This is a genomic window from Nostoc sp. CHAB 5715 (assembly GCF_020829685.1).
In the GTDB taxonomy this organism is placed as follows: domain Bacteria; phylum Cyanobacteriota; class Cyanobacteriia; order Cyanobacteriales; family Nostocaceae; genus Nostoc.
On record NZ_JAIVFR010000467.1, the window covers coordinates 1 to 5706 of the forward strand.

The window sequence follows — 5706 nt, forward strand, 5'->3', positions numbered from 1 at the left end:
GGGTGCAGGGGGCAGGGGAAGAAATGGTATTAGGTAATTTCTATTGTGAGCGCGGTGAAACTTCTGCATTCAACCAATTGACAAAACCCTGATTAACTGCTGTCGGAGAAATTTCGGCGAAAAAATTGCAAGAACGAGATTTAGAGCATCTTGATTGGGATCATTTGATTGAGGAGATTGAAAGATTGGGTAATGAACAGAAACACAAACTAGAAAATTATCTACTGCAACTTCTCAAACATCTGCTTTTGTATCAGCATTGGAGTCTTCCTGAATGTAAAAATCATTGGGAAGTGGAAATTGATAATTTGCGGGTGGAACTCAGGAAATTAACCAAATCTAAAAACCTCTACAACTATCTGCTCACAGTGCTTGAAGAAGTCTACATTGATGCGTTACGACAAGCAAAAAAGAAAAGTGGATTGAATTGTTTTCTGCAAACTTGCCCTTATAGCATTGAGCAAATTTTAAATGTGGATTATTTACCACCATTTATTTATTGATAAGATACATCACCCGACTAGCTTGTATCAGTGTAATTGCGCCTGTATCTATAGGAGGATTTTGAGGAGAAATAGCTGATAAATAGCGAAAAAAAGCAGACATTATTTAAAAACGAAGGCTGGCTTGAATTTAATCGTTGTGACTCCTGTTTTTTGGCGATAACATGTAAATAAGTTTACTTCAAGCTTCTCAAACCGCGTTTGGTGTCATTTTTTTATGGAGATTCAGTTAATCAATATCGGTTTTGGTAACATAGTGTCTGCCAATCGAGTAGTTGCCATTGTCAGTCCAGAGTCTGCCCCGATTAAGCGGATTATTACCGATGCACGGGACAGAGGTCAACTAGTTGATGCAACTTACGGGCGGCGGACTAGGGCTGTAATTATCACCGATTCCAGCCACGTAATTCTGTCGGCGATTCAGCCGGAGACGGTAGCGAATCGCTTTGTGATTTCCCGCGAGCATCAAACTGTAGATAATTGATTAGGAGTGGATAACAATCTCACTTCTATTTGCACCAGATCAGCAGTAGTATGTGAATTAGACAAGTTCTCTGTCACCCTTGCTACAAATTCTTTAGTCACTAGTGGACTTGGCCAGGAACATAAGACTAATGAATAATATCTATTGATTGATTCACAGATTGAGGGGATGATGCCAGTTTTACCCATCCAGAGTATTGCTACTACCGAAGAACCCTTAGATTTAGGCAGGTTGATTGTCTTAACTGGCCCCAGCGGGGTCGGTAAAGGCACTTTAATGCGATCGCTCCTAGAACGTCATCCAGAACTGTATTATTCCGTATCCGTGACGACTCGTTCTCCCCGTCCAAAAGAAATCGATGGCAAAGATTATTACTTTATCAGCCGCAGTAAGTTTGAACAATTAGTTGCTGAAGGCGAATTTTTGGAATGGGCAGAATTTGCTGGTAACTATTATGGCACTCCCCGTAAAGCTGTACTTAACCAAATCCATTTTGGCAAGTTGGTGGTGCTAGAAATTGAGTTAGAAGGCGCAAGACAAATTCGTGCTTCCTTCCCCAGTGCTTTCAGCATTTTTATTTTACCGCCTTCTTTTGATGAATTAGAGAAACGGATACGCGATCGCGCCCAAGATTCTGAAGAAGCGATCGCCCGTCGTCTACTCCGCGCCCAAGAAGAAATTAAAGCCGCCGATGAATTTGATATTCAAATCGTTAATGACGATTTTGAAACTGCTTTAAATGACATTGAAACGGTTTTGTTTAAATAAGTTAAGAGTTAGAAGTTATGAATTTAAACTCCTAAATCCTAACTCCTAACTTCTCATTTCTAAATTAACCAAATAAACCTTGAATTACTCCCAGATTACTAGTCAAAAAGTAAGCAACTACTGCACCACCAATACCACCAATTAAGAAAGAACTAGCAAAGTTATTCCAGCTTTCTTTAGAGTTAAAAGCATCTATTGGAGGGTTGGGTACAGTAACACTGGCAAGCGCTTTCGGAGGATTGCTATTCGCATACAGGGATAGTCCTGCGGTGAGAACAACAACCAAGCCAATAGCTGCCAATAATCCAGCTAAGTTTGCATTACCTGTATCCCGCAGTGGGCCCAATTTGGCAAAGGGGCCAAATATCCAGGATTTTGCGTCCAAATGTGGGAATCGCTTCCTGAGCTTTTTGGTAAATGTAACTTTCTTGCCCAATGGACTGAGCTAACTTGATAGCTTCTAATAATTTATCAACAACTTTGCTGTTTGCTAAATTTTCGGCTTTTCCTAACTTATCGCCATCTTCCCGTGCTGTGGCAATTAGACGATTCAATTGATCGTATTTAGTACCTGCCCAGTATTGATTGTCTACGCGCAGCATTTTGGCAGATAACATGAACGCCGATTGCCAGCGCCGTTCCTTGACTTGGGCGATCGCACCGTTGTACGTGGCTTCTGCCTTTGACCAAATTGACTGCCATTTCTCAATTTGCTCATCGACTAATTTATAAGCTGCCACATCTGAGGGTATTTTCTGAGCAGTAGCGATCGCTTCGTCTAAATTCCCTGTTTGGAAACTTTCATCAGCTAGCTTCAAAATATCCCGCGACCATTCTTCGATGAAACGATTAATTTCTCCATGCAACGGGTGATCTTGTGGTAGTTGCTTCACCAGAGCGATCGCTTGCAATAAGTCTTTCACCGTCTGTTTAGAAGCCGCTAACTGAGCGCAGTGTAACCGCACAGAAGCACTAGCTAGCGGCCAGAAAATCGAGGGGCAATTAGGGGCAGTTGGCAACTTTAGCAGCATTGCCATCGCCAAAAATCCTACACTGCCGGGAATCAACATTAATAGTACCAGCCAAAATGTCCAGCTTTTCATCCAGCGTGGCCATTTCCTAGTACTACTTAGTTGTGCAGTTTTTTCTGAATTACTATTTATAGGTAATCCTTCCCTATGGTTTTTTTTTCGCCGCTTCACTGACTTGGAGTTAGAACCAGTAGCTGGGGCATCAAATGGCTGAGTTTCACCGAATTGTTCTGTTCGGGATAATCTTTTGTTTTGATCTGGCTCTCTTCCACTGGCTCTTGACCAACTGTCTGGAATATCCCGCTCTGTCATTTCTCACACCAAAATAATTGAATAGCGCTCTGTTTTAGGTCGATAATTCCATTGTTGACATAGTAACTTTCTCATGATTAAAAAGCTACTTTTTTGAATATCTCTCTCCACAGAATACCATTAACAATATCAAAAATTAGTGCCGTTTTATACTTTATCCTGAAACAGTAGATTCAGCTTGCAAATCGGCAATTAGTTGAGCTAACTGATCGCTACTTGCCTGGTAAACGTTGCCACAAAATTCGCAAGTTGCTTGGGCACCATCATCTTTAACAATCATATCTTGCAGTTCAGCTTCTCCCAAAATCTTCAGTGCCCCCAAAACGCGATCAAAAGAACAACCACAATGGAAACGCAGCATTTGCCGTTCGGAAAAGATTACTAGCCCCATGTCTCCCAACAGGTCGCCAAAGATTTCAGGTAACGTCTTCCCAGCTTGCAACAATGGCGTAAATCCTGCTAAACCAGCAACTCGTGATTCCAACGTTTCTACTAAAGCTTCGTCTCTGGCAGCTTTGGGCAATACTTGTACCAGTAATCCTCCAGCAGCAGTTACTCCACCTGCTCCTACAAACACACCTAAAACTAAAGCCGAAGGTGTTTGTTCGGAATTCACCAGATAATGAGCCACATCATCGCCAATTTCGCCAGAAACTAGTTCAACAGTACTAGAGTATGGATAACCGTAACCAATATCTCGGACAACGTAAAGGTAGCCGTCACCCACTGCACCACCAACATCTAGTTTACCTTTGGCATTAGGAGGCAATTCCACCGATGGATTCCCTACATACCCGCGTACCGTACCATCTAAGCCTGCATCTACCAATATGCCACCCAAAGGGCCATCGCCCTTCACCCGGACATTGACCCTTGACCCAGTTCGCTTCATACTAGAAGCCATTAACAAGCCCGCCGCCATAGTCCGACCTAGTGCTGCCGTTGCCACATAGGAAAGCTTGTGACGCCCCCGTGCTTCTTCTGTTAAACGTGTGGTGATCACACCTACGGCACGAATTCCACCTTCGGCTGCTGTTGCACGAATTAACTGATCCGCCATGAATAACCTTACATTTCTTAACAAGTTCACTTTTTCTATTCTAAGTTCTCTGCTGCAAGAAAAGTAACGTAGTGGGGTGTTACGCAAATAAACGGCTGTCATTGGTCATTGGTCATTGGTCATTGGTCATTGGTCATTGGTCATTGGTCATTGGTCATTGGTCATTGGTCATTGGTCATTGGTCATTGGTCATTGGTCATTGGTCATTGGTCATTGGTCATTGGTCATTAGTTATTTGCAAAGGACAAAGGACTAATGACTAATGACAAAAACTATTTGCAATATTAGAAATAGCGATCGCTCACCTTTAGGTAATCCGATAAAAATGCTGGGTAATTTTCAACAAAGCCAACTGCGGATCGAAATCGAAGCATCAACAGATGCAATTCGTGACAGCCTACTGCATCCGGTACAACTCGAAAAATGGCTCTTAGGGCAACGCTTTGCGCCAGGAATGCCAGAAGAACTGCTTCCAGGATTCCAGTTTACAACCTGGACTGGGCCAGTTGCGATTCATCATCAAGTAGATGTTGTCAAATCAAACTGTCTGCGCTTGGTACTTAGCGGAGGCATTGACGGGTTCCACGAATGGTACTGGGGAGAAGGTTGGGTACAGTCCCGCTTGGAAGGAGTTTCACTTTTGCCCTTAAATTTGGGTCAAACTTTGAGTTTGTTGAGCTTGCGTCAGTTTTTGGCAACTCAAGGCCGTTGATTCGATTAACGTAAAGGGATTGGGGATTGAGGATTGGTTATTCTTTGCGTCCCTAGTCCCCAGTTTATGAACCAGAAATAATACCTACAATAATTTTTACCAGCACAGATAAATCTTCTGGAACTTGATAACGTTTCTGGTCTTGAGTCACCTGACGATTCGCCCGATGGTAAACCCCAAAACGCCAGTCTTCACCAGTCGTAACTGCTCCATATAGAAGTTCAGATATGGATTTAGTCCATTGATCAAGTGCTACTAATTCAACAGCGAGTTGAGTAAATCCTCGAACTAAATCTGATTGTTTGGCTTCGATAACTAATAAATTTTGAGGGGCTGCAATATAGTAGTCGAGAGTCCCTTTCAGATAACTGTTGACAGCAATAAAATATTCTATATTGAGTCTCTGATTAGTTAAATCACATACTTCAAATAAAATTGGCCCAATTAAAGCTTCCCGTCTAGTAGTTTCATTAACTAAATCAATATGAGATAAATTACGCCGAAGTTGCTGCTGTAAAAATTGGATATCTAAAATTTCTGATGATTCAGGTAATGTGAGATTTTTCCTTTCAATAGTGCAATTTAATTCGCCTAGAATATCATCAATTGTGAAAGGCAATTCAAAGTATCGGCTAAAAGTATAAGATTCACCAACTTGGAGAATGCGGCGGGAACTCATAAAAAACCTAAGCCAAATTTATCCTCCTATTTTATTGATCGAGCGTAAAACCCCATCCCTTTATGGGTGGGGATGTAAGCGAGTCAGAGTCTCTGATACAATACGATTACCTATCTGAGGCATGACATTTCTTGACTGCGGCTTGGTGTGTCGGAGA

The 5706-nt window shown here is 42.1% G+C and carries 7 protein-coding genes and 2 pseudogenes; 5 read left to right on the forward strand and 4 right to left on the reverse strand.

Going from position 1 to position 5706, the window contains the following annotated elements:
• The first annotated feature begins 125 nt into the window (after window positions 1–125).
• The 3 genes from LC574_RS23350 to gmk all read left to right on the forward strand — a co-directional run bounded on the left by LC574_RS23350 (window position 126) and on the right by gmk (window position 1755).
• Window positions 126–503 carry a DUF29 domain-containing protein gene (locus LC574_RS23350; RefSeq protein ID WP_229455961.1) on the forward strand — a complete coding sequence of 126 codons (378 nt, stop codon included), beginning with the start codon at window positions 126–128 and terminating at the stop codon, window positions 501–503.
• A 217-nt stretch (window positions 504–720) separates the two neighbouring features.
• Complete coding sequence (gene remA / locus LC574_RS23355) at window positions 721–987, forward strand: extracellular matrix/biofilm regulator RemA (protein WP_109011161.1); 267 nt, start codon at window positions 721–723, stop codon at window positions 985–987.
• Between the two features lie 168 nt (window positions 988–1155).
• The gene (gene gmk / locus LC574_RS23360) at window positions 1156–1755 is read left to right on the forward strand and encodes a guanylate kinase (RefSeq protein ID WP_229455964.1); all 600 of its coding nucleotides are present in this window, start codon (window positions 1156–1158) and stop codon (window positions 1753–1755) included.
• A 64-nt stretch (window positions 1756–1819) separates the two neighbouring features.
• Here the strand turns inward: gmk and LC574_RS23365 are convergent.
• The 3 genes and pseudogenes from LC574_RS23365 to hslO form a co-directional block, all read right to left on the reverse strand.
• A pseudogene (locus LC574_RS23365) lies at window positions 1820–2122 on the reverse strand (photosystem I reaction center subunit XI); the annotation flags it as partial.
• A pseudogene (locus LC574_RS23370) lies at window positions 2118–3098 on the reverse strand (chromosome segregation ATPase); the annotation flags it as partial. The pseudogenes LC574_RS23365 and LC574_RS23370, both read right to left, overlap by 5 nt.
• A 154-nt stretch (window positions 3099–3252) precedes the next feature.
• The gene (hslO, locus tag LC574_RS23375) at window positions 3253–4158 is read right to left on the reverse strand and encodes an Hsp33 family molecular chaperone HslO (protein ID WP_229455965.1); all 906 of its coding nucleotides are present in this window, start codon (window positions 4156–4158) and stop codon (window positions 3253–3255) included.
• A 101-nt stretch (window positions 4159–4259) separates the two neighbouring features.
• Here hslO and LC574_RS23380 point away from each other — a divergent pair, with 101 nt between their 5' ends.
• On the forward strand, window positions 4260–4421 hold the full coding sequence (locus LC574_RS23380; RefSeq protein ID WP_229455962.1) for a hypothetical protein: 162 nt from the start codon (window positions 4260–4262) through the stop codon (window positions 4419–4421).
• Between the two features lie 62 nt (window positions 4422–4483).
• A complete protein-coding gene (locus LC574_RS23385) occupies window positions 4484–4870 on the forward strand; it encodes a hypothetical protein (protein WP_109006756.1) in 387 nt (128 codons plus the stop codon).
• A 64-nt stretch (window positions 4871–4934) separates the two neighbouring features.
• Here the strand turns inward: LC574_RS23385 and LC574_RS23390 are convergent, their stop codons facing one another.
• Entirely contained in the window at window positions 4935–5549 is a 615-nt protein-coding gene (locus LC574_RS23390; RefSeq protein WP_229455963.1) for a hypothetical protein, read from the reverse strand.
• Window positions 5550–5706 lie beyond the last annotated feature (157 nt).